This window comes from Streptomyces sp. NBC_01264, assembly GCF_026340675.1.
Classification (GTDB): Bacteria; Actinomycetota; Actinomycetes; order Streptomycetales; family Streptomycetaceae; genus Streptomyces.
On the sequence record NZ_JAPEOX010000001.1, the window covers coordinates 1,820,651 to 1,844,453 of the forward strand.

The following is a 23,803-nucleotide window of genomic DNA, read 5'->3' on the forward strand; positions in this document are numbered from 1 at the left end:
TCTCCTACTGGTGGGTGTCGTACTCGCGCCGCAGCACCCGGTATGCCGCGGCAAGTTGAGGGCTGGCCGCCCGGCGTGCCTTGGCGAGCGGGAGGTAGAAGGCGGCCAGGTCGTCCAGGAACCGGGCGCGGCGCACCAGGTCGGGAGATTTGGCCAGGTCGCGGGTGTTGTGGATGCGGTCCGCCAGCCGGATCAACAGCGGCACCGGCTCCAGGGCCGCAGTCTTCTCCCGCCACGCCTGACGGTCTCCAGGCCCTTTGGCTCGCCGCTCGAGCCGGTGATCGGGAGTGATGTCAGCGAGCCGGTTGGCGAACTTCACCCCGAGCCGTCGGCCGATCAGATCGCGGGCACCGGGGCTGATCTCCAGCACATCGTGAAGAAGCCCGGTCATAAGGGCCGTGGGGCAGACAACACCCAGCTCTTCGCGGAGGATCTCCACCACTGCCATGGGGTGTTCGATGTACGGGGTGCCCTGATCGCGGCTGTGCCCCCCGTACAAAGTCATCGCGATTGCTGCGCAGGTGCGAGCCGTCGTCTGCTGGCCCGGCTCCCAGCTGGCAGCGCCAAGAGCAGACCAGACCGCCCTCTCCAGATCGGTCACGCCGCCCACCCCCGGGCCGGCGCGGCATGCTGACCGTGATCGGCGGCCAGGAGGGTCGTGCCGACAGCGAGCGCGTCGAGGCCAAGCCCGGCGGCGCCCTGGGCTGCCTGCGCGGCGGTCCGCAGGATCGGCGTGCCCTTGAGATTGAAGCTGGTGTTCAGCAGCATCGGCAGGCCCGTCTGCTGCCGGAATTCCTCCAAGAGGCGGCCCAGGCCGGTGTGCCCGGCTGCGACGGTCTGGACACGCGCGGTTCCGTCGTGGTGAACGACGTCCGGGACGTGTGCAGCCTGCTCAGGCCGGATACGGGCGACGCGGTTCATGAACGGGTCTGCGTCGCCGGTGAACCAATCACGAAGGTGGGTGTCGAGGACCGCTGGGGCGAACGGTCGGTACGCGGCGCGCCGCTTGATCGTGTTGAGGCGGTCGCGGCTGCCGGCGTGACCGGGGTGGGCGAGGATCGACCGGTGCCCCAGTGCCCGGGGCCCGAACTCCATGGGGCCCTGTACCCATCCGATGATGCTGCCGCCCGCGAGGAGCCCTGCGACTGTAGGCCCGAGGTCGTCACCGAGGTCACCGAGGTTGTGCCAACCGTCGGGGACATCCCGCAGGGACAGGGCGCCTGGCACGGGGCCCCATCCCGCGTCGACCGGGGCGGGCAGCGGGTCGTTCCCGAGGTGGTGGTGCCATCCGTAGAGGGCAGCGCCGACGGCGGTCCCCGCGTCGTGCGGCGCGGGAGCGATGAACAGCCGGTCGAACCCCGAGTCCTGGGCGAGAGTTCCATTGAGGTGAGAGTTGAGGGCACACCCTCCCGAGAACACCAGGTCAGTTGCGCGAGTCAGCCGGCGCAGGTGCCGGGCGGTGTGGACCACGGCGGCAGCGAACGCCTCCTGGACGGCCGCCGCGAAGTCAGCGCGTTCAGCCAGCGGCACCTCGGCGGCGCCGGCCTGCGTCCAGGCCCGGCTGCCGGCCTTGAGCGGGGTGCAGCTGTCCGCGGAACCATAGGGGGCGGCGATGCGGACAACACCGTCGCCGCCGAGGTGGATCAGCTCGCTGATCAGCTGCCGGTAGCGGGCAGGGTCGCCATATGCCGCCAGCGCCATCATGCTGCCCTCGGGTTCGTCTCCCGGAGGGATCACTCGGTGAGCCATGTTGCGGTAGAAGTGCCCGAGGGAGTGGTGGCCGCGCTCAACGCCTACCGGTCCTGCGGACAGGCTGGGAATGGATTGGTGGACGCGGTCGATGAGGCCGGGGCGCAGGTCATAGCCGGTGGTTCTCTCCCTGCCGGGCCCGAAGTCCACGCCGAGGGGTGAGCCCCCGGCGTCGATGACCAGGCCGGCGGCGTGGCCGAGTCCTGATATGAGATAGCCGGAGAGCATGTGCGCGGTGTGGTGGGACATCAACCGGAGCCTGTCGCCGAGCGGCTGAGGCAGGAGAGCAGCGAGTTCCTCACGTTCGGTGGCCAGGCAATGCCCGCCGGGCGGGTGGGGGCGCATCCCCGCGGCCCAGACGGCATCCACCTGACCGAGCTCGATCCCGGCGGCTTCCAGGCACCAGGCGAGGGAGCGGGCGGGGGCGGTCAGGACGGCCTTGTGCTGCCCGTGCTCGCGGTGGTGCTTGAGGCCGGACCAGCGCTCCTCCTCGGCGGCGTAGAGGCGGCCATCCACGATGAGCGCGGCGGATGTGTCGTGGTGGAAGTTCAAGCCCAGGGCGACGGGCATCAGGTACCTCCAGCAGTCGCGGGCACAGTCTGGCGCCCGGAGTCGGTGTACTCGTGGCACTTGAGACAGAACCGGTAGTGCTGGGTGCGGGGGGCGAACAACTTCGTCGTGAAATCGTCATCCCAGACGGTGAACTCGCTGTCCTGCTTGGCCATTGCGTTGAAGCATCGGTAGCAGGAGCCGTCGATCTCGACCATGAGGTGCTGGTCGAGATAGCGGGCGCACAGCCCGCCGAGTCGGTTGTCCGGCTGGCCGACGTCGATGTGGTGGACGTGGTTGGTGACGTGGATCGCGCCAGTCCGCTCGCACAGGGCGGCGACTTGGTCGAGGTGGCTGGAGGAGATGGCCTCGAGCACGCTGTTGATCACGACGGTCTTGCCCGCCTGCCGGAGTAGCGGCACGACGTGGGCGACCTCGTCGTAGTTCCCGTGCTCGTCGTCGCAGCCGATGAGGATCTGGTCGTAGACCTCGAGGGTCACGTCGAGGAGCCGCTGGTTGCGGGCGAGGGTAATGGCGTTGGTGCCCAGCACCATCACCGTGTCCGGCAGGCGGGTGTGGGCCAGCCGGGAGAGGGCGGGGAAGTCTCGGTGGACGGTCGGCTCGCCGCCATTGATGTGGAGTTGCCGGAACGGTACGGTCCCGAGCCGGTCCAGGATCCTTGCGAACAGCTCCAGGCTCATGTTCTCGCCGTGGGCGCCGTCGGCGAAGATGCAGAAGTCGCACGACCGGTTGCACTTTGTGGTGATCTTGACTTTGGCAGTCTTCAGCACCCGTGGGGGTATGAGCGGCCGCGTCATAGTGGGGCGCCTTCCATAGTCTGGGTCGGGCCGGTCAGGAAGTCTCCGAGGGCCGCACCGGCCCTCGACCAGGAGCGCAGCAGGTCCCGCAGCACCCCGGCGCTGGTCGGTGTACCTGACGGGGGCAGTACGGCGGCCACCCGGGCGGCCATGGACCGCTCCTCGGGCGTTCCGTGGCCGGCCAGCCGTTCCAGCGCGGCTTGTGCAGCGGTCAGTTCCTTGGCTTCGCGGGCGATCAGGTAGCCGGTGGAGATCCCGGGCGGGGGGTCCAGGTAGTACCGCCAGCGGGCTGGTTTGACCCGCAGCATGCCTGCAGTCATCGCCCACTCCCGGCGCAGCCCGAGCCCCGGCCGGCCATCCGGCTCGCAGAAGGAAGCTGGGGTGTAGTGCAAGGCGGCCTCCACCGCGCTGTGCGCGTGCCGCATCAGCAAACGGGGGGCAAGGGTGGGCCGGGACCCAACGGGCCCCGCGTGCGAGGCGAACAGTTCAGCGTGGCGACCGGTGTCACCGGGCCTCCAACGGGTGAGCGCGTCGAGCTTGCCCGACGAGCGGCTGTGGGTGGCCAGGCATGCGGCAGCGAACCAGCACGGGGCGACGTAGTGCCACGCTACGCAGTGCCGCAGGTAGCCGCTCAGATCACGGTGCACGTTGTCCGTGGCGTCGGCAGCCAGGCGGTAGCGGCCAGCCACCCGCGCGTCCAGGAGTGCCCAGTAGAACCGGGCGTCCGAGGCCGTCCATGGTTCCGCGGTGGCGACCTTCATCCACTGTCCGAGGATCTCCTGCGAACCATGGACCAGCGACCAGGTTGCGACCTCTGCGGGCTGGACCAAACCAGCGTCCAACTCCGCGGTCGTGAAGGCGTACCCGGGCGGGTGTTCCAGCAAGCGGCCGTGCGCCGGGTCGGCGGCGACGGCCGCCGTGTGGGCGGCAGCCACGCGCGTATTGAAGTCCCCCCAGGAGGCCGGGGCGGCATCGAGGACGAGCCGCAGGTCCAGGTCGGAATGCGGGGCGATGAGATCGGGCTGTTGCCACTTGTGCGTAACCATCACCGGGTGCAGCCCAGCAGCGCGAAGGTGATGGGCGTACAGGGCGGTGGTTGCCTCGTAGATGGTGTTCACTCCTCGACCCCGGTCGGCAGCCGGCGGACGGAGCATCCGGCTCCGCTGTTGGTGGCGAGGACCGGGAGGAAGACGGCAGCTCCCTGGGGGCGTTTCATGCGGTCCCACCGCAGGTCGTAGTCGACGTAGTGGTATCCGCCCCAGGCCGGGTTGGTGTTGCGTTCGAGCATGGCGTTGAACAGGTGGGCGAACGCCGTGTCCAGCGTGCCGGGGGCAAGGTATTCGCGGAGCTGGATGTCCTGGTTGTGGAGGATGCAGGGGCGCGCTACCCCGCTCGGCGTGACCTTGATGCGGTTGGCGTCCGAGCACGTAGCGCACGAGGAGTTGGAGATGAAGCCGATGGAGCCTTTCCAACCGTCGGGCTGGAGGTATCGGCCGGGGCTGCGGACACCGAGGTCAGTACGGGAAACTTCGCCAGCCCCGGTGAACCAGTCCCCGAGCAAATCCCGGACCTCCGCCTCGGGGATGAACTCGGTCTCGAACATCTCCTTGGCGGGGCCGATGTTCTGCAACTCGATCAGCCTCACTGCCACCGGCAGGCTCCGGGCCAGCGACGCGACGGCGAAGGCGTCCTCGATGTAGGAACGCATCAGCACGCAGTTGATCTTTACCTTGAGGCCGAGGTCTAGCGCCTCCGTGATGGTGGCGAGCGATATGCCCGGGTCACCGCCACCCATGATCTCCGCGGACCGGCCGGGGTCGGTGCTGTGGAGGCTTACGTTCAGGTACGTCAGCCCCGCCTCCGCAAACCCTTCCACCGAGAGTCCCTTGCGGAAGTTTCCGTGGCTGGTCATGCCGATTTGCGCGCCTTCGCCCAGCCCTTCTGCCAGGACCCGGATGATGTCGAGGATGTCCTTGCGGAGGGTCGGCTCCCCGCCGGAACAGTGTGCTTTGCGGACCCCCCACTGCCCGGCGGTGCGGGCGATGGCCGCGTACTCGGGTACCGAGAGGACGGTGTCCTTGTGTCCGTAGTCCGGCATGCAGCGCGGCTTGCAGAACACGCAGTCGCGGTCGCAGATTCCGTTCAGCGTGAACGCCAAGTAGGGGTGGTTGCGCCCCGTCTCCGCGAACGCGGCCAAGAGGTCGTTGTATTCGGTGGCGAGCGTCATCAGTGGATTCCTTTCATCCGGTCGGGGATCGGTTCGTCGACCGCGCCGCGCAGCGGGTGGCCGGAGAGGTAGCTGTGCAGGTTGTCCGCGAAGAACCGAACAGCCCTATCCATGTAGGCGTGGGAGAACACGGCGGTCTTCGGGGTAAGCAGCACCCGCGGGTGGCGGCGGAGTAGGTCACGCCGGTGCAGCGGACGAGGGTCGGTGACGTCAAGGCCGGCGCCATTCAGCTGGCGGGTTTCAAGGGCGCCCAGCAGAGCCGCGTGGTCGACGGTTGTCCCCCGGCCGAGGTTCACGAACACCGAACCGGGCTTGAACGCAGCGAATGTCGATGCGTCGAAGGCACCGACCGTGTCTGGTGTCGCAGGGAGCAGGTTCACCACCACGTCCACGGCGGGCAAGGCCTGCCGCCAGCGGGAGGCGGGTATCCATTCGATGCCGTTCTGGGGCGCGTGAGGCAGCGTGCGGCGGACGCCGAGGACCTGCATGCCGAAGGCTCGTCCCATTCCGGCGAGGTGGGTGCCGATGCTGCCGCAGCCGACGATCATCATCGTCGCCCCAGCGAGGTCGAAGAACTCACCCGCCAGGTCGTCCTTCCACCACTGATGGGTGCGCTGAAGCCGGGAACTGGTGAGAAGGCCGCGGGAGAACGCAAGGATCATGCCCATGGCGTGCTCGGCCACCGGCTGCGCGTGGAAACCGTACGAGCGAGTCAGCACGGCGCCGAAGGCGGCGATCTGCCTGGCGGGAAGGTGGTCGGTTCCGGCGGCCGGGGTCGCGATCCACTTCAAGTGGGGCGCCTGGGTCAGCCACCGTTCCTCGAACCGCCACCCGAGATAGGCTTCCGCAGCCGCGAGGGCGGTCGGTAGCTCCTCATCAGCAGCCGTGCGGAACTCCAGCGCGGGAAACTCGTCCCGGAGCCAGGCCATATGACCGGGCCCGATCGCCCAGAACGAGTGCGGCGAGTTCAAGGCGATGACGACCTGCCGGATCACTGGCTGACCCCCGCCCGGGCGGACAACGCCCACGGCGCGCACCGTTCGAGGACGGAACGGACCGAAACGGCGTAGTCATGGCGCTCGGCCAAGAGTCGCGCCCCGGCCTCGGCGAGCCGGGCGCGGTCGGCGGGAGAAGCGTCCAGAGCACGATGGAGCGCCACTGCCAACGCCTGGGGCGAGGCCGGCGGCGCGGAGTAGCCAGTGACGCCGTCGAGGACGGTCTGCGCCAACCCTCCTGCGGTGGTGGCCACCACGGGGCCGGCGCCAGCGGCGAACGCCTCCAGCGGTATCCGGCCGAACGGCTCAGCCCTTGAGGGCACCACCACCGCCCGCAGGCTGGGGTCGCCCAGCCAACCACGCACACGCGGATCGAACCGGGTGAGCAGCGTGGCTTCAATACCGAGTCGGTCGATGAGGCCGCGCAACTGCACCTGGTGCGAATTCCGCTCACCCGTGCTCGCGGCCACGAGCACCAGGTGCGGGACCGCAACGCCCTGGTCTCCGAGGAGGCCCACGGCATGGAGGAGATCCGCGAATCCCTTGGACTCCACAGCACGCCCCATCGCTAAGACGAATCCGTCGGTGGCGCCAGCCGGCAGCGGTAGCACGGGGCCGTGCACCACGGCTTGATCCGCGGGCATAAGCCCGTTGGGGAGGTCCAGCACCACGCCGTCGGGCAGCCCGTAGGTGCCAGTCAGGTGATCCCTCATATGGTCGGAGATAGCCGCCACGAGGCCGCCACCGGCGACGGTCACGGTCAGCCCGCGCCGCTCCCAGGCGATCTGTGAGCTGTCCTCCGGGCGGACCATTGCGGCCGTGGACCGGGGCACGAGGAGTACATCCGCGCTCTTCGGAGCGTACGAGCCAACGGCCAGGAAAGGCACATCGCAGCCGACAAGCAGCGACCGGCCGTGAAGGTAAGGCTCGGCTCGGCGCACGGCCATGGCAGATAACGCCTCACAGCCGACAGGCGACGTGAGCATGGCCTCACCCTGAAGCGGCAGCACCCTCGCTCCGGCCTTCGCCAACATCCGCTCGACGTCGACCTCCCACTGCGGGTCGCGGCCGGGGTGGGCAGGGGGCAGGACTACCGGTACGACCACCAGGAGCCCATGCGGCAGGTCTTGTGCGAGGGCGGTCAGGAAGGCCCGGTTGCTGAAGCCGCTGCCCGACACAGCTCCATAGAATCCTTCGTGGAGCAGCACCACGACGTAGCCGGATTCCGAGCTGAGTTCATTACGCGATCGTTCACAGCGCTGAATTGATGCCTGATGCATGGTGTCCTCGAAGCCGGGGGAATGCAGATGCGCGCACCGGCGTCGGCGCGTCTTGGCAGGCCGATCGCGTTTCGGTGCCGGGCAGACTGTGCCCTGGTCGATCCGAATCGCCTCCCGCTCCCGAGTAACCAGAGCTTGTGGAATGACTCGGAAGCGCCACCTGGTCTTCTGGGTCAGGGGGCCTGGACTCGGACGGCGTTAGAGAAGAGCAGCGTGGGCTCGCCGAGGATGTTGCGGCCGGCCTCGCTTTCGTAAATCTCCTCCACGCTGCCGAAGCAGGCCTCTGCGAAGTCGAGTTCGACGAGCGCGGCAGCCTGACGAACGGATGCCTCGTCCGGGGCCTCGATTTTGAGGAATGCGGAAAGGTCGGGCCACGTGTCGAAGCTGTAGTCGGCTTCGCCCAGGCGCCACTGCTCCCGGTAGTGCTCCTGATAGCGGGCTTCGCGCAGGCCGAGTCTGCGAAGGATGTCGGCCATGGCGTGCAGGTCCGCAACCTCGGTCTCGGTGGTGCTGGTCGTGGCGGCGCCAGCGACGTGCTTGAGCGTGAGGATGGACCGGGTGTGCTCGTCCCGCAGGCGGAGCCAGGCGCCGCCGAGAGCATCGTGCTCGAAGATCCTGCAGGTCACGAGGGTCTGAGGGAGCACTTGGACGGCACCAAGCTTGGTCAGCCTTACCCTGAGGTGGGCGACGTCAATGTCCAGGAACTTCGCCCCGTACTCGCGCTTCATCAGATCCTCTTCCCGTAGCGGTGGGGCCGTGGACGGGCCGCCCAGAGCAGGGCCGCACACCGCGCAAGAGTTCTGGGGCTCCCCCACACGGCGGGCCCCGATTACCTGCGGGCCTGCTTCGGCCGGTCACCTCGTCGAGGCCCTGATACTCCCTGAGCCTCTGGGACCTCATCACCGCGTATTCGGACGCCACGAAGGACGTCCTGGGACGTTTTCACTCCCGCGCGAAGTCCTCAAGCAGCGCGAGTACATGCGTGGTGTCCGACAGATCTGGTAGCACGACGGCCGCGCCGGCGGCAGACAGCTCCGCCTGGCCGTGAATCCCCGAGGCGACGGCGATGATTCCGGAGCCCGTCGTCAGGCTCGCTTCGACGTCCCTGGGTGTATCTCCGACCAACACCACGGGCACATCGCCTCGGACACCGCGAAGGCGCTGAACCCGCTCACGCGCAATGGCCACAAGGTCGGGGCGCTGATCGGCATCGGCGCCGTACGCCCCGACGCTGAGATCCAGCAGCAGATCAAGATCGAAGGCCGACAGTTTCACGCGGGCATTGGCCGCGATGTTGCCCGTCAGAACCGACGACACCCAGCCCGAACGTTGGGCCACTGCGGTCAGTGCCTCTCGTACCCCCGGCAACGCGGCCCCACGACGGCGGAGATCCTCCTCGCGCCCTTCGCCAGCCCTGGTCAGGGCAGCCTCGACAGTGGACCACCCCGGTACTGCCACTCCGTGCTGCCGGAGCATCTCGCGCATGATCATGCGGTCCGTCCGGCCTTCCGTCGGCGCCGGCCTCGTGGCAGGACGACCTGCGAGCGCCGAAAAAGCATCGGCGTAGATCTCCTTACTCACCCCCGCGTTCTCGATGAGCGTGTGGTCGATGTCCCACAGGACGATGAGCTGCATGGCGCAAGCGTAGGGAACCGTCCCGGCCTCATCCCGCATGAACGTCCCAAAACGTCCTTGCCCGATCGCTCCTCGCTCCGCTTGCATGACGTCTGTGAACGAGCGACTGCACTCCGTACTCGCCCAGCGTGGTGTCTCACCCGAGTCGCTCGCCGAAGTCTGCGAGGTTGACCCCAAGACCGTTGGACGCTGGCTTGGCGGACGCGTCCCCCACGCGCGTCACCGGTTCCGCGCCGCCCAACATCTGCGGGTGGAGGAGTCCTTCCTCTGGCCGGCCCCGCAACCACGTACCAGCGCGCCCAACACCGCCGGGGGCGGCGAACTGGTCGGCACGTACCCGAACCGGGCCTCCGTCCCCCGGGACATGTGGCTGGCCCTCCTCCAAGAGGCCCGAAAGGAGATCAGCGTGCTCGTCTTCTCCGGCACCTTTTTCGCACAGTCCAATCCGCACGTTGCCAAAATGCTCGCCGAGCGGGCCGCCAATGGCGTGCGTGTTCGTCTGTGCTTCGGCGACCCGGGGGGCCAGGCAGTCGCCATCCGGGGCCGCGAGGAAGGCATCGGCGACGCTCTCGCGGCCAAGATCCGCGCCTCCCTGACCTACTACCGCCCGCTACTTCCCGAGGCCAGCTGCGAAGTGCGGCTGCACGACACCACGCTCTACACGTCATTGTTCCGCTACGACGACAACCTGCTGGTCAACCCGCACGTCTGGGGCCAGCCCGCCAGCGCCAATCCCCTCCTGCACCTCAAGAAAGTTGACAGCACAGGGTGGTTCGACAACTACGCTGAAAGCTTCGAAGCCGTCTGGGCCGCCGCACGGCTCTGGACTCCCGACCAAGAGGGGACCGCCGCACATGGGCAGGACTGAGTACTACAACGACCCCACCGCACCCAAGGCAAATACCCTCATCCCCGCCAGCAACCTGCTCGTTGTCGACGAGAGCGGTGCCATCCTGCTACAGCGTCGCCGCGACACCGGCCAGTGGGCTTTGCCCGGCGGCGCGCAGGACATTGGCGAGACCGCTGCCCAGTGCGCTGTGCGGGAATGCCTGGAGGAGACCGGTATCGAAGCCGAGATCACCGGCTTCCTCGGGGTCTACACCAACCCCCACCACATCGTCGCCTACACCGACGGCGAGATCCGCCAGCAGTACGAGAACACCTACATCGGCCGCCCGATCGGCGGCGAGCCGACCATCAACGACGAGGCCGACGGCGTCCGCTTCATCCAGCCCGCCGACCTCGACCAGTACGACATCCACGCCAGCATGCGCCAGCAGATCGGCGACTACCTCGCTGGTTCCTTCCCCTACCTCGGCTGAGCCGCCAGTACCGCCTCCACCCGCTCAACAGCCGCCAGGATCTGCGGCGACGCCCGACGGATGAAGCGCCCCACCAGGCTGTCAGCCCCATAGCGGCCGACGATCTCCGCCACCCGCTCCTCGGCGGTCGTCCGCTCCCCGTCGGGCGTCGTCGTCATGTCGCAATACACGAGCGCGTCCACCAGCAGCGGCTCGTCAAGCAACGGGAACTCAGCATCCAGACACTCCCGAAACCCGCGTTCTTCGGCTTCCAGCCGTGCGAAGGAATGGTTCGCTACCAACCGCACGAGCCGTCCATCAGCACCATGCTCATCGCGTAGGAACCGTGCCCCGTCGAGCGGATGGAAGCCCGTCACCGCCAGCCGGGGTGCGTACCCCACGTCATGCAGCACCGCCGAAGCCAACAGGAGGCTGCCGTCACTTCCCAAGATCTGCGCAAGCTCGGCCGCTCGAGTTGCCACCCCTTGCGAGTGCGCCCACCGCCTCGGAAGTGCAAGGCTGAGTTCCGCGTTTGCAACCCTCGTCGCCCAGCCGACCAGCGACTCATCCATGGACTGGTACCTGTCCCGCCAGACCCGATGTGTCATGAGCTTCCCTTCCTACCTCGTCGTGACCTGGCCAATGTATTCGGGCCAGGCAGGCGGCGGCCCAGGCATCCAGGCCGGTGGCGGCGGGAATCCTCGGTGTCAGTACGGGGACCCCAGACGACACGTGTCGGCAGCGGCCTGGCGGGCGCGTTTATCGACGAATCAATCGGCGAGATCAGTAACCACTGTGAACAGCCTGGAGCGGTGCCTGAGATGACAATTACCAAGCGAAATGCCAGGGCCATCCTTCTGGACGGCGACGAGCTTGTTCTCATCAAGCGGACCAAGCCCGGCCGGGACGCGTACTGGGTAACCGTCGGTGGCGGCGTCGAGGCCGAGGACGCGAGCATTGAGGACGCCCTGCACCGCGAGGTGTTCGAGGAGCTCGGAGGCAAACTGAGCAAGGCTGAGCTCGTTTACCTGATCACCGACTCGCTGGAGGACGGCCTGGGTGTCCAACACATCTTCGCCGCGCGCCTGGAGCAGATGGACATCGCGGCCCGTACGGGCACCGAGTTCGACAAGCCCGAGCGGGGCGGCTACGAGGTCGTGCGCGTACCGTTCACCGCAGAGGCGATCCGGCAGCTCGACCTGATGCCGCCGGCGCTGGCCAAGTTCGTGGCCAGCAACGCCGAGGCCATCACGGCCGTGCTCGACACCCAGATCCGCGCCACCTGACCGTCGTCATGTTCCTCAGCCTCAACCGCCCGGACAACGACGGCAAGGCCACGCAGCTACGTCTGCTCGGCGCTCGCTTCCCCAGCGTCCAGCTACCCGGCTCCGCTCACGAGCACGATGCCGCTTCGTGGGAGCGAGTGGCCAGTGAGGACTACGCCGCGTGGTGGTTCAAGCAGTCCACCACCGCCGAGCTGACCGGTCTGCTCCTCACCAGTTCCAAGAAGCAGGCCGCTGCGCTCGAGCCCGGCCGCGTCGGTCTCCTCGACCGAGGGGTGCCGATCCTGATCGCCGTGAGCGCGGCCACTGCCACGGTCAAGGAAGACGCGTCCACCGCGGACGGCGTGGGCGAGGCGGGCACCATTCTTGCATCGGCCGACGACAGGGGAACTTGTGGTGCTCCGTGTTGACGGACGGATCGTGTCGGCGGGGCTCTTCCTGCTACGGTCATCCGTTCGCCGAGGAGGTCGTGATGACTGGATCCCTGCCCGTTGCTGCCCAGGTGGACCTGCGCCGTCAGCCAGTGGAAGACGTGCTGGAGCGCGTGGAGGAGGCCCTACAGGTGCGACTGGTTCGGGAGGCCCTGGTCCGCAAGCGCCGTTCCTTGGGTGGCCGTACGGAGCGGGGCACGTGGGTGCGTATCGAGCGGCGGGGATTCGAGCGGATCGGCCCGCAGGGCTGGAACGGGACCGAGGCCGCCGCCGTACTGCAAGGGGTCGCGATGCCCGAGTGGTACCAGGGAGTGGCGTGGCGCGAGCCGGGCGAGCCGGTCATGTGGCGCGCGGATGAGCTGGAGCTGATTCCATCGCCGTCTGTTGGCAAAGGTGCCCTGGTGCTTGAAGACCCGGGCCTTCCGGAGGAGTGGTGGGAGGCGCTGAATGCTTCGCTGGACGCGCTTGCCTCGCAGCAGACACCGCGGATCGCGACGCCGGACACGGTGACGATCACGCAGGAGCAGGTGACCCAGACCCTCAGAGCGGTCTTCCCCGGGGTGGCCGATACGCGGATCGAGCGGTGGGCGCCGGCTCATGCGGATCTGACCTGGGCCAACGTGATGGGACCGGGGTTCTCCCTCATTGACTGGGAGGACTGGGGCATGGCGCCCCGGGGCCTGGACGCCGCAACGCTGTGGGGCAACGCGCTTGCCGTCCCAGGGCTCGCGGACCGCGTCCGAAATGAGCGACGTGCGGACTTGGAGAGCCGGGACGGCAAGCTGATGTCGCTGTTCTTCCTGTCGAAGATCGTCGGACCCTACGTGTGCGAAGAGGATCCGCTGCTGGCACCGGCCCGGAAGGAGGCCGAGCGCCTGGTAGCCGAGCTTCAGCGCTGACGGTGTGAGAGCCTGGTGATCAAGGGCTAGTCAGTGCGGGGTGCCCCGCACTGGCGGGTGATCGTTTCCCTGCGGTGGGTGCCGAGGAGGGTTCCGGAGAAGCATCGAGCTGGTTCCGAGTGGACGTGGGAGGTCTCGATGGTGTCCGTGATGTCGTTGATGACGGCGAAGGCCGAGCTGGCGCGAGGGAAGGCGACGGAGTGGCAGTCGCTGCTCGTGGAGGCCCAGGAGCAGGTGGATCACTGGCTGGCGGAGGCTGCGGCGGAAGAGGACGCGGTGCGCCGGTTGCGCCTTGCGCTTGAGGAGCGTGCGGAACTGGCTGAGGTAGCGGCCTCGTTGAGCCCGGTCGTGACGGAGGTCGACGAGGTGGCTGACGCGGTCGGCGCTCTCGCGCCGGTCCGGACAGCAGCGCTGAGGACGGCCCAGGGGCCCGCGCTGACGGTGGCTGGTCCGATCGCCGCGTGGGAGCCGGGACGGGACGAGGAGGTGCTGCCCGGGATGTATCGGGCAGCGCTGGCGGTCGTGCGGGAGTCGGAGGGGGCGGTGATGGCCCGGCAGGTGGCCGAGCGGCTGGGCTGGGAGACGACTCCGGCGCGTCAGCAGCGGGCACGGGATGTGTGTTCCCGGCTCGCGGACCGGGGATGGATCGTGAAGCGGGGTGACGGGAAGTTCACCAGGCTGCCCGGCTGACGCCGCGGTTGCCGCGGTCGGCAGGGCCGGCGAGGCGGCGGCTCATCTGGATGCCTGCGGCGAGGAGGACGAACGTGGCGTGATGGTCGGGGCGGCGTTCGTAGTCGCGCACGCAGCGGCGCCGCCGGGTGATCCACGCGAGTGATCGTTCCACGATCCACCGCTTGGCGATGACCTTGAAGCCCTCGCCCTTGCGGCGGCCGGGGTGGTCGGGAATCTCCAGGTCCAGGCCGAGGGTGCGCCGGGCCCAGGGGGCGAGTTCGCCGTCGTAGCCGTGATCCGCCCAGACCTTGGTGACCCGCCGGAACAGCAGGGTGAGGCGGTGGAAGAGGGCCATCGCGGCGGTCCGGTCGTTCATGTCGGCGCCGGTGACAGCGACCAGCAGGATCAGGCCGAGGGTGTCGACGACGATATGCCGCTTGCGGCCGTTGACCTGCTTGCCGCCGTCGAAGCCCCGGCTCGAGGCGCCGACGGTCTCGGCCGCCTTCACGGACTGCGCGTCGATGATCGCGGCGGTCGGCTGCTCGGACCGGCCGGCCTTCACCCGGATCTTCTTCACCAGCGCGGAGTGGATCTGCGCGAACACGTTCTGACGCACCCAGCGGCGGAAGAAGTCGAAGACCTTGCGCGGCGGCGGGAACGGTTCGGGCAGCGCCCGCCACTTGCCGCCGTTGTCGGCGAGATAACGCAGCGCGTCCAACATCCGCCGATGGCAGTACTCCTCGGGCCGGCCCCCGCGTCCCTCCAGCCACGGTGGCGACGGGATCACGCCGCGCACCGCATCCCACTCGGTGTCGGTCATGTCCGTCTCGAAGGCACGCTCGTGCTCGGGCGCCCAGGACGGCACGTTCCCGAAACGGCATGGCAGACACGCGCACGTGCGGGTGGTGAAGTTGGCGGCGGGCACGGCGAGTTGGTAGAACTGCGGCACAGGGGTCCTCCGGAGTGTTTCGTCGCAACGAATAGCTCTCCAGAGGGCCCCTTCTCTCATGCCTCACGAACCCCGAAAACTCCCACCCGAACACCAGAGCCCCTGATCACCAGGCTCTGAGTGAAGGGCCCGCAGGTACTGACTGACGGCGGCGGTGTCCACCTCCGCGCCCAGGGCCTGGACCAACTGGGCCAGGTGCCCGGGGTCGTTGGTGCCGACCGCCATCGCGGAGGTGCTGGGCAGGTGGAACGCGGTCCGGAACGCGGCCTGTATGCGGGACAGATCTCCGTGATGCGGCCGTAGGAACGGCCGGGGGTCGAATTCCTCCCACACCTTCCTGTGGCCGCCGCGGAAGGGACTCATGCCCCAGGTCTCGTCCGGCTGCCAGGCCGTGCTCAGGACGGTTGTGGCGTCGAGTAGGTCGATGCCCACGAGGAACCCGGCACGGACCATGAGGACGTCCGGGGACGGCAGGTCGTCCACCTGGACCATGCTGAGCGTTCGGGTGTCCCAGGAGGTCACACCCCAGGCGCGGCACAGGCCGTCGCGGGCGGCGTCGGCCAGGGCAGTGCAGGCATTGCCGAGGAGGGTGTGGCCATCGGCAGTGGACAGGCCCGCGAGGCTCCGTTCGGGGTTGTGGAGGAGCACGGTGTCGGGTTCCCTGCCGAGTTCCCGGGCTGCTCGCTCGACGGCCAGCCGCAGCCGGACCGGATCAAGGGAGTGCTCAGCACCTCCGGCGCGCGGGAAGAAGCCCACCTTCGTGGAGAGGGTGAACTTCGGCAGCAGGTCGGCCGCCGTCTCGGACAGCACCGTGTGAGAGCGGAAGCCGAGGTAGGGAGCCGCAGTGTCCAGGGCGGTGACGCCGAGGTCGAGTGCGGCCGTCAGGATGTCGCGGTGGTGACGAGACCGGTGAAGGCCGAGGACAAGGCGGGGGTCAGCTCCGTGCACAGTTCCTCCTTCAGCAGGATCTCGGCGAGCTGTTCCACGTCCAGGCCGGTCTTCTCGGCGGCGTCGGCGATGTCGACGGGGTGGCCGCTCAGCAGCAGGGCGAGGGCGGGGTACGCCTTGCCGGCGAACGTGAGCTTCTTGCCTGCGGCGAGGACGTCCACGGTGTCGTGGTGCTGCTCGATCACGGGCTTGAAGTCGGTGACGCACACGACGGCCGCGGGCTTGCCGAACAGGCCGGTGGCCGGGACGTGCCGGGCGGCCAGCCGTTCGCGCTCGCGGGCATTGAAGAAGTCCTGCGGGGTCAGCTTCGTAGCCATCTCGGCGACGGCGTCGGCCAGGAGCTGCTGTTGCCCGTCCCACTGGCCGGGGGAGTTCCAGCGGTCCAGGTCGTACCGGAACAGGTCCTGCGTGCGGGCCTGGTCGGCGAGCCAGGCCAGCCAGTTCACGCCGACGCGCTTCACGATGCCGAAGGTGGCGTGGAGGCTGTAGCCGTCGCCTTGGTCGTCGCGGGTGGCCTGGTGCCAGAGGCCGCGCGGGATGTGCATCACGTCGCCGGGCTCCATGACGCCCTGCCACACGATTTCCTCGCTGGGCTCGGAGTTGGGGGCGGAGTCGCGGTACATCGGAACCTTGCGCGAGGTGCCGCGGACTTCCCAGCTCTTGCGGCCGGCGAGCTGGACGATCAGGGTGTCGTGGTCGTCCCAGTGGAGCTTGAAGCCGCTGGCGTCCTGGGTGGTCAGGTAGGCGTTCACCTGCACCAGCTCGCGGGCCCACCACTGGAGCGCGCGGCAAGTGGCCTCCATGGCCGGGTCGAAGAAGTCGACCTCGTCCAGCACCATGGTGCAGCCCTCGCGCATCAGCCCGCCGACGCGGCGCATGTCGGCCATGGGGATGGCCTGTCCCCGCCGGGTGACGGAGGGCTGGATGTAGCGGCCGGGGTGCAGTTCGGCCCCGTCCTGGAAGATGCGGAACTGGGGCGTGGTGACGCTGCGGCGCATCACCAGGTCCAGCAGTTTCCTGGGGTTGAGCAGGCGATCGAGCAGATCGAGGTCCTCGATCGTTCCCCGGGCGAAAGCGGCTCCGAGTGCACCGGGCCCGTCCCAGCCGAGGGCTTTCTCCAGTGCGGTGACGAAGTGGTGGTCCACGTGTTCCTCCGGTTGGTGCCATGGCGGGTGAAGGCCGGGGGTCCGCCGTGGCTGACGGGCCCCCGGTTGGTGCTGTGGTGTGCTGGTAGGGCTACTCCTGCGGGAGGTTCAGACCGTCGCGGTTCTCGCCGTCGTCGCCCGCGGAGGTGCCGGTGGAGTCGGACTCCGCCGCCGCGGCGGTGAAGCGGTCCTGGACCTTGATCAGGCTCTCGACGCCGATCAACAGGTCTTCCTTCTGTGCCGCCATGTGTGTCTCCATTTCCTGGAAGTCCAGGGCCGACGGATACCGACCCAGCCCCGATGGGGCGTGCCTCACCAACCTCTTTGTTCCCGGGCCGGTGAGGAGACGGGGGGTGGCGCGAGGCCACGGATCGAGCGAAGCCGGAATTCATGCTGGGAGCTGGTTGCCGGTCAGCGGCCGGGCTCACCGGCGATTGCCAGGGCGCCAGCCCCGCGGCGTGCGACTGCGTACCGGGGAATCCCGCCCTAAGGGAGCTTTCAACGTCGTAAGGCCGCCACTACACAGCCCCCGGCGCGATGGATGCCGGCTGAAGGGCACGGACCGACGACGAGGTACCGCCACAGCGGGGGCATTCGCACGGGGGGTAGCGGCCGGGGTTGGAGAGGATGTCGAACGGGTCGCCTTCCAGGACCCGCGTGCTCGGCGACCACGTCCGACCCGAGTCCCGCGATACCCGGATGCTCATCAGGACGTGGGGTTCTATGCCCAGGTCAGGGGTTTTCCCGAAGGCCGTTCGCTCTGTGTCAGGAGTGCCCGCCGAATCGTTCAAGGCGGTCGTCCTCGGTCGCTTCGCCATGTCCAGAAGGATCGCGATCAGGACGACGAGCCAGAAAGGCCCAGCGGATTACCCAACTTGGGTAACATCACAGGCGGTTGAGACTTTAAAGCGATCCGTAGTCTTCCTCCGGAGCGTGCCCGATGCCCGAGACACGTCGCACGAAGGAACTACCAGTAAGTCTGCTCACCGAGCCCGAGATGATCGACGCGTGCCGCGTGCGCGACTTTGCGAGGGTCTTTCGCCTGGTCAAGACTCGGGCAGGCATCTACCCGTCGATGATCGCGCGGCAGTGCGAGCTGACGCCGAGCCGAGTGGGTGAGGTGATCGCGGGTCAGCGGCAGCTCCTCCACATGGAAGTGATCGAGCGGATCGCCGATGGATTGCGTATCCCGGGGCACATGCTCGGGCTTGCCCGCCGTACGTGGGAGACGCCGGCTGTCTTGGCCGTGGCCGACCGGGAGCGGCCGGAGTCCGGCCACGTGGCCGTTGAGCCGAAACTCCTCAGCGCCTTACCGAGCGTGGAGGTGGACAGCATCCTGGCCCTGGCCGCCGGGACCAACCCGAGCCCATCCACACTGCACGCCCTGCGTTCTTCGATCGAGGACTACTGGCGTCGTGACGACGAGCACGGGGGCGAGACGCTCCGGCCTGCTGTCGTCGGCCAGCTGCGATACGTCGAAGGGCTGTTGAAGGACCAGCGACCGACGCCGATACAGCACGGCCTGTACGGCATCGCGGCGGAGCTGGCGCGGTTGACCGGGTGGACGTACTTCGATGCCCGGCAATACCACCAGGCTCGCGCGTACTTCTCCGAAGCTCTGCAACTGGCCCGGGAGATTGACGACCACCCATTCATGGCCAACGTGCTGGCGTGCATGAGCCTGCAAGCGACCTACCAGGACAAGCCAGCGGACGCGCTTGCGCTGGTGTCTGCCGCCCAAGACCAGGCCAGAGCGGCCATCGGCACGACGCCGAGAGTCCGGGCCATGCTGGCCATGCGTGAGGCGTTCGCCCACGCGACCTTGGGTGACCGGACGGCGACCCACACCGCGATCTCCGAGGCGCACGCTCAGTACGACCGGATCAAGGCGGACGACCCGGACCCGGCATGGGTGACGTACTTCGACGAGCCGAAGCTCATCGTGGACACGGGCATCGCGCACGGCCGTCTCGGCGAGGCGGCGATTGCCGAACCGTTGATCGCGGACGCGCTGGATCGGGAGGCCCCCGCCAACCAAACGGGGTCGGGCGTTCCACGCATTTTGGCTGGCCCGAACGCAGCTCCAGCGGGGCAAGCTCGACCAGGCGTGCCACACGGCGATAGAGGCGCTAGTACCCGCCGCAGCGGTGTCATCCGAGTGGGTGACCGGGCACCTTCGCGAGTTCTACGAGCAGCTTGCGCCGTATCGCGAGGTGCCGGCCGCAGTCGCCTTCGAGGCCCGCCTACGAGCGATGCTCCCCCGCAAGGTCAGCGAACCCCTTCATCCATGAGGACGTAGAGGAGGCCGACCAGGGAGCCGCTGCTGACGATCTCGCGGCGGTCGATCATGCCCCGGATGCTCGCCAGGGGGATCCACTCGACCCGGTCCGACTCATTCTTCTCGGTCGGCGGCCCGTCGTACGTCGCGCCGTCGGCGCGGAACAGATGGTGCTGGGAGTCCGTGATGCCGTTCGCCGGTTCGGCGTAGATCAGCGGCGTCATCGGGCCCGGACACCAGCCGGTCTCTTCTAGGACTTCACGGGCGGCAGCCTCGCCGGGGGTCTCGTCCGCCTCCACCAGGCCCATGGGAAGCTCCCACGCCCACGCATCCGTGATGAAGCGGTGACGCCACATCATCAGGACCTCTTGGCGGTCGTTGAGCACAGCGGCCACGGCCAGGTGTCGGAGCTTGACGACGTGGTGTTCCCAGCGGTGCCCGTCCGGCGTCTCGATGTCGGTGAGCCACAGGTTCACCCACTTGTTCTCGTAGATCGGACGTTCACCGTGGATCTTCCACTGCATCGCTGCGGCCCCTCTCGATCGGCCTCCAGCATCGCAGAATAGGCCTGTACGGCGGCCAGGTTCAGGCAAATTCACGTCATAATGACGAATATGGGCGAGGCCCTTCAGAGCTGCCGACGTTGGCACGGCTCGTCGTCGTCAGCTCGGCGATGCCCTCCAGAACCCGTGCCACGTCTGCGAGGGAGTCGAATACGAGGTCGGCGCCGGCCTCGGTAAGTTCGGCCGCCGTGGTCTTGCCCGATGCGATGCCAATGACGGGGGCGCCGCCCTCAAGGCCTGTTCGAACATCCTCCAGCGAGTCCCCGATGATCACAGTGTTCGAGCGTGTGAAGACCGTGCCGTACTTGGCCTGGGCGCGCTTCTGAGCGATGGCGACGAGCGCCGGCCGGTGGTGATCGTCGGAGGCGAATCCACCGATCTCGGTGTCGAGGAGACCGTCGAGGTCGAAGGCCGCGAGCTTGAGCACGGCGTTCGGCTTGAGGTTCCCGGTCACGGCGGTCGCAATCAAGCTCGGATGATCGTGCACCGCGCGCAGCGCGGCGGCGGCTCCCGGCATGAGGACGCCCTGTGTACGCAGGTCCTCTGCATGTGTGGCGAGGTGGACCGGCAGGAGATCCACCATGCGCGGCAGCAGACCGACCACTTCACCTTCCGGGACTCCGTTGTCGATAAGGAGCGATCGGATCGCCCGTGGCATGGTGACTCCAGTGCCGCGGGCCGGCAGGTGTTCTGCGGGGCGGCCGACAACCTCGGCGAAGGTCTCGCGATAGACCTGCCGGTCGATGTCGCCGACGTACAGGAGCGTGCGGTCGATGTCCCACAGCACGAGGACCTGCTGGGCCTGGGTCACGTTCAGCTCCTTACGCCTGTCACGAGAGCAGCGCGGTCGATCAGCTCCCGAGCGTACGGGCTCCGCTGGACCGGGGCGAGCTCGCCGACCATGCCGTCGATGTGCTCGTTGAGGCGGGCCGATTGGAGCTGTTCGGCAAGGTCGAGCGCCTGATGTGCCGTGGCGCAGCCTGCTTCGAGCTCGCCCTTCCGGAGGAAGGCGGACGCCGCGCGGGAAAGAAACAGGGCGTTGGTGCGCTGGTCTGCCGGGTTGAGGGCCTTTCGCGCCTCGGTGAAGCTGACAGCGGCATGGGGCGCATCGTCCAGGTCCAGATAGGCGCTGCCGGACTGGCCGTGGATCTCGCCTTCGTTGATCCAGTACAGCCAGTGGGGGTCGAACTCGGAACGCCCCCGGGCGCAGAGTTCGGCGGCCTCGCCGAGCGCGATGAGGGCTGCCTGCCGCTCGCCGAGCTTGGCGTGCCCGCGCGCCTGCCGGGTCAACAGCATCGCCTCCAGGGCGGGGGTACCCAGGGTCCTGATCTGCTCGCGGGCGGCTCGCGCCGCAGTGACCGCGGTACGTGGCTGTCCGGTGGAGTAGCCGTGGATGGCCAGGTAGGACAGGGCGCCGGCTCCCAGGCGGTCGTCGCCGGAGACCTTTGCCGCGCGGAGTGCGGCGAGCAGGTAGCTCTGGGCGTGGTCGTGGCGCCCGGAGTCGAAGGCGAACCAGCCGGTCTGTGTAGCGGTGTCGGCGACGATGGCGGCCAGGCGGCGGCCGATGTCCTCGGTGTATGACGCCTTCTGCAGAAGGCGTTTAAGGAGTTCGAGGTGCGCGTCGCCGAGCTCAGTGAGGGTCCCACTGCCGGCGTTGGCATCCATGATGCGCAGGTGGTCGGTCGTCGACTGCAGGTTGTCCAGCAGTTCCGGGGCGAGCTGGCTTCCCTCCGCGGCGCGTTGAAGGGGCTCTGCCTCGGCGGTGCCCCAGTGATGGACGAAGGCGGTGAGCGCGATGCCGCTCACCGTGAGGAATTGCCGGCGGTCAATCACGTCGCCTCCAGCCGCGTTGTCCAAGGCCGCCACCATACGGGCCGCGGTCCAGGGCAGGGTTGGGTCGAGATCTCCGGCCGACTGGTCCGTAGGCTGTTGAAGCGGTCTGCCCGCTGACCGTGGGAGCCGGAGCTGTACGAGGTCGGCGGGCGCGCCAATGCCTGCGACGAATTCGATGATCTTGTCGATGTTGGTGAGGCGGCGGCTGCCCGACTCCAGCATGGACAAGAACGCCTGGCTCAGTCCCGTGAACTGGGCCATGTCCTCCTGGCGCAGCGAGCCTCGCTGTCTGATCAAACGGCTGGCCTTTCCGAAGTCAAGGGCTGCAAAGGCCTGTCGGACACCGACGTCTTGCCACACCCGCTCCGGTACGGCGGGTAACGCGGGGGCGGACGGGATGCGAGATCGCGCGCAAGCGGAGCAGAAGCCGTCTGGGTTGTACTGGCTGAGTCGGCAGCCGCAGTCGTCGCACTGTCGCAGCGCCTGCTGGGCCACCTGTACCTCCCCTAGCGAAAGTGCGCCGGCCGCCGGCGTAGACCGCCGAAAACCGAGATCACCCCAGTGATATCACCGGCGGAATGTGCGCACCGGGCGTTTCCCGGTCAGCCTTGTGCCTCAACCAGCCTCAATTCAGGCCCACTCGCAGCTCGAACGCGTCCGGTCCTGTGTACCTCTCGCACCGGTTCGTCGCCATTGCCGCCGGGAATGGGCTTGAGCTCCGCTGCGGGGGGACTTGGCCGGGAACGAGCCACATCACCGACGGATCCGAAGGGGGGACACATCCGTGGCGGTCAGCATCTCCGCTGTCCTACTGCTCGCGGTCCTCGTCACCCTCCTCGTCAAGAAGGGCGGACTGAAAGCCGGGCACGCCGTCGTGTGCGTCCTCCTGGGGTTCTACCTGGCCAGCTCTTCGATGGCCCCCGCGATCTCCGAGGTCGCGACGAACGTCGCGCGCCTGATCAGCGGGATCAAGTTCTAGACCGGGCACTGGCAGTCCGGTAGCTCTCTCCGGCCGCGCAGCGATCCTGTCCGGCACCAACCTCCCTCTCTCTGCCGAGGAAGCATTCGATGACCGAGAAGAGCATGACGCACCCTTGTGCCGCGATCGAGAGCACGAGGTTTCAGCTTTCCCGGCCCTCGACTGCGACCGTCGACGACCCCGGTCGCGAGGCGCACTGATGCGCCCCGTGTACCACCCGGCCGGCACCGATGAAACCCTCGGTATGGCCATGGTCGAGTTGCAGGTCGGCCGGTGGAGACCGGCGCGTGACTTGCTGGCGGCAACTGGGGGGCAGTGGGGGCTGCGGACGTCACGTACGCAGGTGCTGGCGGTCACCGCTGCCCACTCCGACGTGATGGGCGTGTGGCTGGCGGAAGAGCCGAACAGTTACGACGCCCAGGTGATGCGTGCCCGCGTGTCGGTGGAGCGGGCACTGCGGGCCCATCACCAGCAGCACGCAGGCGCTGCGGCATTGGAGGAGGCTGCACGGCATGCCTCGTTGATGATGGCGCACCGGGAGCCGCGGGATCCGGTGCCCTGGATCTGCTTGCTCGCCCTCGCACAGATCGATGGACGCCAGGTGCGCCGGGAACACCGTGAGGTATCAGCAGAGCCGATGCTGCCGAGCGGGCCGTGGGGGCTGCTGCACGGGATCAACCAGCGCGACCCGTACAACCGGGAGGCGTACCACCGGATACTGCAATTCATACTGGCCCGCCCCGTCCCACGGGCAGCCTCACTCGCCGCGGTCTTCGACTTCGGCCGATGGGTGGCCTCGTGGTCGCCGGCGGGTTCCCCATTGCTGCTGTTGCCGCTGTACGCGCTCGTTGAGCAGTGCCGGCAGCAGTCCCTCCAGCACCGTGCCGATCCGCTGTGGCGACGGCAGTGGGCGCAGGAGCCGACGATCACATACACAGTCAAGGCGTTCCACCACTGGTTCAAGCAGCCGGACACCGCGCCGCGCTCGGTGACCGACCTGCACCACCTCGCGTACGCCTTGTGGGCCGGCCACCGGTTCGTGGAGGCCGCCGAGGTGTTCACAGCCGTGGGCACCTACGCCTCGCGCGAGCCGTGGGCGTCCGTCCATGAGGACCCGAACCATCCCGACGGCGGCGAGGCTCTGCTGCTGCGGGCCCGCCGGGAGTCCCTGTCCTTCGCACGCACCCACGCACCTCGCGCCGGACCGGTGCGCTGACCGTCACGCACAACAAAACACAGCTTGGCATACACCTGACTTTTTGTACTCGT

The 23,803-nt window shown here is 68.1% G+C and carries 25 protein-coding genes and 1 pseudogene; 9 read left to right on the plus strand and 17 right to left on the minus strand.

Going from position 1 to position 23,803, the window contains the following annotated elements:
• Window positions 1-4 precede the first annotated feature (4 nt).
• The 9 genes from OG435_RS08165 to OG435_RS08205 all read right to left on the minus strand — a co-directional run bounded on the left by OG435_RS08165 (window position 5) and on the right by OG435_RS08205 (window position 9,253).
• Window positions 5-601, minus strand: a complete 597-nt coding sequence (locus OG435_RS08165) for an HD domain-containing protein (protein WP_266876153.1) — start codon at window positions 599-601, stop codon at window positions 5-7.
• Entirely contained in the window at window positions 598-2,319 is a 1,722-nt protein-coding gene (locus OG435_RS08170) for a carbamoyltransferase C-terminal domain-containing protein (RefSeq protein WP_266876154.1), read from the minus strand. Before OG435_RS08170 ends, OG435_RS08165 begins: the two co-directional genes overlap by 4 nt.
• Entirely contained in the window at window positions 2,319-3,116 is a 798-nt protein-coding gene (locus tag OG435_RS08175) for a radical SAM protein (protein ID WP_266876155.1), read from the minus strand. Before OG435_RS08175 ends, OG435_RS08170 begins: the two co-directional genes overlap by 1 nt.
• Window positions 3,113-4,234 carry a hypothetical protein gene (locus tag OG435_RS08180; RefSeq protein WP_266876156.1) on the minus strand — a complete coding sequence of 374 codons (1,122 nt, stop codon included), beginning with the start codon at window positions 4,232-4,234 and terminating at the stop codon, window positions 3,113-3,115. Before OG435_RS08180 ends, OG435_RS08175 begins: the two co-directional genes overlap by 4 nt.
• A complete protein-coding gene (locus OG435_RS08185; RefSeq protein ID WP_266876157.1) occupies window positions 4,231-5,343 on the minus strand; it encodes a radical SAM protein in 1,113 nt (370 codons plus the stop codon). Before OG435_RS08185 ends, OG435_RS08180 begins: the two co-directional genes overlap by 4 nt.
• Window positions 5,343-6,338 (minus strand): D-2-hydroxyacid dehydrogenase, encoded by a 996-nt coding sequence (locus tag OG435_RS08190; protein WP_323187797.1) that lies wholly within the window; start codon window positions 6,336-6,338, stop codon window positions 5,343-5,345. The genes OG435_RS08185 and OG435_RS08190 overlap by 1 nt, the downstream gene beginning before the upstream one ends.
• Window positions 6,335-7,516 carry a glycosyltransferase family 4 protein gene (locus tag OG435_RS08195; RefSeq protein ID WP_266876158.1) on the minus strand — a complete coding sequence of 394 codons (1,182 nt, stop codon included), beginning with the start codon at window positions 7,514-7,516 and terminating at the stop codon, window positions 6,335-6,337. The genes OG435_RS08190 and OG435_RS08195 overlap by 4 nt, the downstream gene beginning before the upstream one ends.
• A 275-nt stretch (window positions 7,517-7,791) precedes the next feature.
• Entirely contained in the window at window positions 7,792-8,346 is a 555-nt protein-coding gene (locus OG435_RS08200) for a CYTH domain-containing protein (protein WP_266876159.1), read from the minus strand.
• Window positions 8,347-8,560: 214 nt separating this feature from the next.
• A complete protein-coding gene (locus tag OG435_RS08205; protein ID WP_266876160.1) occupies window positions 8,561-9,253 on the minus strand; it encodes an HAD family hydrolase in 693 nt (230 codons plus the stop codon).
• Between the two features lie 94 nt (window positions 9,254-9,347).
• On the opposite strand from OG435_RS08205, the gene OG435_RS08210 reads away from it, so the two are divergent.
• Together OG435_RS08210 and OG435_RS08215 are read left to right on the plus strand one after the other, a co-directional pair.
• Complete coding sequence (locus OG435_RS08210; protein ID WP_266876161.1) at window positions 9,348-10,121, plus strand: XRE family transcriptional regulator; 774 nt, start codon at window positions 9,348-9,350, stop codon at window positions 10,119-10,121.
• Window positions 10,108-10,575, plus strand: coding sequence for an NUDIX hydrolase (locus OG435_RS08215; protein ID WP_266876162.1), 468 nt, complete (start codon window positions 10,108-10,110; stop codon window positions 10,573-10,575). Before OG435_RS08210 ends, OG435_RS08215 begins: the two co-directional genes overlap by 14 nt.
• Here OG435_RS08215 and OG435_RS08220 read toward each other — a convergent pair.
• Window positions 10,563-11,126 (minus strand): HD domain-containing protein, encoded by a 564-nt coding sequence (locus OG435_RS08220; RefSeq protein ID WP_266876163.1) that lies wholly within the window; start codon window positions 11,124-11,126, stop codon window positions 10,563-10,565. The genes OG435_RS08215 and OG435_RS08220 overlap by 13 nt on opposite strands.
• Window positions 11,127-11,375: 249 nt before the next feature.
• On the opposite strand from OG435_RS08220, the gene OG435_RS08225 reads away from it, so the two are divergent.
• From OG435_RS08225 to OG435_RS08240, 4 genes are all read left to right on the plus strand, one after another.
• A complete protein-coding gene (locus OG435_RS08225; RefSeq protein ID WP_266876164.1) occupies window positions 11,376-11,840 on the plus strand; it encodes an NUDIX hydrolase in 465 nt (154 codons plus the stop codon).
• 8 nt (window positions 11,841-11,848) lie between these two features.
• Complete coding sequence (locus OG435_RS08230; protein ID WP_266876165.1) at window positions 11,849-12,247, plus strand: hypothetical protein; 399 nt, start codon at window positions 11,849-11,851, stop codon at window positions 12,245-12,247.
• A 62-nt stretch (window positions 12,248-12,309) separates the two neighbouring features.
• Window positions 12,310-13,167 (plus strand): hypothetical protein, encoded by an 858-nt coding sequence (locus tag OG435_RS08235; protein WP_266876166.1) that lies wholly within the window; start codon window positions 12,310-12,312, stop codon window positions 13,165-13,167.
• A gap of 150 nt (window positions 13,168-13,317) precedes the next feature.
• Window positions 13,318-13,857 (plus strand): hypothetical protein, encoded by a 540-nt coding sequence (locus tag OG435_RS08240; protein ID WP_266876167.1) that lies wholly within the window; start codon window positions 13,318-13,320, stop codon window positions 13,855-13,857.
• On the opposite strand, the gene OG435_RS08245 is transcribed toward OG435_RS08240, so the two are convergent.
• The 4 genes from OG435_RS08245 to OG435_RS08260 form a co-directional block, all read right to left on the minus strand.
• A complete protein-coding gene (locus tag OG435_RS08245) occupies window positions 13,838-14,788 on the minus strand; it encodes an IS5 family transposase (protein ID WP_266876168.1) in 951 nt (316 codons plus the stop codon). The genes OG435_RS08240 and OG435_RS08245 overlap by 20 nt on opposite strands.
• A 63-nt stretch (window positions 14,789-14,851) precedes the next feature.
• A complete protein-coding gene (locus OG435_RS08250; RefSeq protein ID WP_266876169.1) occupies window positions 14,852-15,736 on the minus strand; it encodes an aldo/keto reductase in 885 nt (294 codons plus the stop codon).
• The gene (locus tag OG435_RS08255; protein WP_266876170.1) at window positions 15,670-16,881 is read right to left on the minus strand and encodes a JmjC domain-containing protein; all 1,212 of its coding nucleotides are present in this window, start codon (window positions 16,879-16,881) and stop codon (window positions 15,670-15,672) included. Before OG435_RS08255 ends, OG435_RS08250 begins: the two co-directional genes overlap by 67 nt.
• 91 nt (window positions 16,882-16,972) lie before the next feature.
• Window positions 16,973-17,128 carry a hypothetical protein gene (locus OG435_RS08260; RefSeq protein WP_157853303.1) on the minus strand — a complete coding sequence of 52 codons (156 nt, stop codon included), beginning with the start codon at window positions 17,126-17,128 and terminating at the stop codon, window positions 16,973-16,975.
• 693 nt (window positions 17,129-17,821) lie between these two features.
• Between OG435_RS08260 and OG435_RS08265 the strand changes: the two are divergent.
• Window positions 17,822-19,172: pseudogene (locus OG435_RS08265) on the plus strand (hypothetical protein).
• On the opposite strand, the gene OG435_RS08270 reads toward OG435_RS08265, so the two are convergent.
• The 3 genes from OG435_RS08270 to OG435_RS08280 all read right to left on the minus strand — a co-directional run bounded on the left by OG435_RS08270 (window position 19,150) and on the right by OG435_RS08280 (window position 21,816).
• On the minus strand, window positions 19,150-19,683 hold the full coding sequence (locus OG435_RS08270) for an NUDIX hydrolase (protein ID WP_266876171.1): 534 nt from the start codon (window positions 19,681-19,683) through the stop codon (window positions 19,150-19,152). The pseudogene OG435_RS08265 and the gene OG435_RS08270 sit on opposite strands and share 23 nt — an antisense overlap.
• A 76-nt stretch (window positions 19,684-19,759) precedes the next feature.
• Window positions 19,760-20,533, minus strand: coding sequence for an HAD family hydrolase (locus OG435_RS08275; protein ID WP_266876172.1), 774 nt, complete (start codon window positions 20,531-20,533; stop codon window positions 19,760-19,762).
• A 2-nt stretch (window positions 20,534-20,535) separates the two neighbouring features.
• Entirely contained in the window at window positions 20,536-21,816 is a 1,281-nt protein-coding gene (locus OG435_RS08280; RefSeq protein WP_266876173.1) for an XRE family transcriptional regulator, read from the minus strand.
• A gap of 523 nt (window positions 21,817-22,339) precedes the next feature.
• Here OG435_RS08280 and OG435_RS08285 point away from each other — a divergent pair.
• On the plus strand, window positions 22,340-22,534 hold the full coding sequence (locus OG435_RS08285; protein ID WP_266876174.1) for a hypothetical protein: 195 nt from the start codon (window positions 22,340-22,342) through the stop codon (window positions 22,532-22,534).
• A gap of 199 nt (window positions 22,535-22,733) precedes the next feature.
• Window positions 22,734-23,750 carry a hypothetical protein gene (locus OG435_RS08290; protein WP_266876175.1) on the plus strand — a complete coding sequence of 339 codons (1,017 nt, stop codon included), beginning with the start codon at window positions 22,734-22,736 and terminating at the stop codon, window positions 23,748-23,750.
• Window positions 23,751-23,803: the final 53 nt, after the last annotated feature.

Bases quoted from the DNA above. Each gene is read 5' to 3' on its own strand.
- OG435_RS08220 (WP_266876163.1), bottom strand. From the start codon at position 11,126: ATGGATGAGTCGCTGGTCGGCTGGGCGACGAGGGTTGCAAACGCGGAA.
- OG435_RS08230 (WP_266876165.1), top strand. From the start codon at position 11,849: ATGTTCCTCAGCCTCAACCGCCCGGACAACGACGGCAAGGCCACGCAG.
- OG435_RS08215 (WP_266876162.1), top strand. From the start codon at position 10,108: ATGGGCAGGACTGAGTACTACAACGACCCCACCGCACCCAAGGCAAAT.
- OG435_RS08205 (WP_266876160.1), bottom strand. From the start codon at position 9,253: ATGCAGCTCATCGTCCTGTGGGACATCGACCACACGCTCATCGAGAAC.
- OG435_RS08280 (WP_266876173.1), bottom strand. From the start codon at position 21,816: ATGGCCCAGTTCACGGGACTGAGCCAGGCGTTCTTGTCCATGCTGGAG.
- OG435_RS08225 (WP_266876164.1), top strand. From the start codon at position 11,376: ATGACAATTACCAAGCGAAATGCCAGGGCCATCCTTCTGGACGGCGAC.
- OG435_RS08185 (WP_266876157.1), bottom strand. From the start codon at position 5,343: ATGACGCTCGCCACCGAATACAACGACCTCTTGGCCGCGTTCGCGGAG.
- OG435_RS08290 (WP_266876175.1), top strand. From the start codon at position 22,734: ATGCGCCCCGTGTACCACCCGGCCGGCACCGATGAAACCCTCGGTATG.
- OG435_RS08175 (WP_266876155.1), bottom strand. From the start codon at position 3,116: ATGACGCGGCCGCTCATACCCCCACGGGTGCTGAAGACTGCCAAAGTC.
- OG435_RS08200 (WP_266876159.1), bottom strand. From the start codon at position 8,346: ATGAAGCGCGAGTACGGGGCGAAGTTCCTGGACATTGACGTCGCCCAC.
- OG435_RS08260 (WP_157853303.1), bottom strand. From the start codon at position 17,128: ATGGCGGCACAGAAGGAAGACCTGTTGATCGGCGTCGAGAGCCTGATC.
- OG435_RS08240 (WP_266876167.1), top strand. From the start codon at position 13,318: ATGTCGTTGATGACGGCGAAGGCCGAGCTGGCGCGAGGGAAGGCGACG.
- OG435_RS08235 (WP_266876166.1), top strand. From the start codon at position 12,310: ATGACTGGATCCCTGCCCGTTGCTGCCCAGGTGGACCTGCGCCGTCAG.
- OG435_RS08270 (WP_266876171.1), bottom strand. From the start codon at position 19,683: ATGCAGTGGAAGATCCACGGTGAACGTCCGATCTACGAGAACAAGTGG.
- OG435_RS08170 (WP_266876154.1), bottom strand. From the start codon at position 2,319: ATGCCCGTCGCCCTGGGCTTGAACTTCCACCACGACACATCCGCCGCG.